Annotated in this window: 1 protein-coding gene; it reads right to left on the bottom strand. The window is 39.2% G+C overall.

The window, feature by feature from the left end; all coding sequences use genetic code 11:
- Positions 1–296 (bottom strand): hypothetical protein (locus G7034_RS12160; RefSeq protein ID WP_166401068.1); only part of this gene is annotated, 296 nt, incomplete at both ends.

The raw sequence follows: 296 nt of genomic DNA, 5'->3' as shown, positions 1-296 counted from the left end.
GCATTTTCTCCTTCCAATCGGATATAGATGAACTCACCATCAATTCCGTTATAATTCACAGGAAAAGCAATAGCGTTGGTGCCATTTTCGGCATTTTCTTGGCTTTGATGATAAGTCAATGTTAGGTTTTCTTGATTGCCAATAATTAAACTTGAATTCTGAGTTAAATCAAATACCGCAATATTCGGATTATCACTACAAGCCCGTAAGTCGTCAAAATCTTGTACCTGCGGACTCGGCTCAACGATGAGTTCCAATTCCCGAACCACAAAACAATCGGTTTGTGTTTGGTTGGA

The sequence above is a fragment of the Psychroflexus maritimus genome (assembly GCF_011089875.1).
Lineage (GTDB): Bacteria > Bacteroidota > Bacteroidia > Flavobacteriales > Flavobacteriaceae > Psychroflexus > Psychroflexus maritimus.
This window is presented reverse-complemented; position numbering and strand designations above follow the sequence as displayed.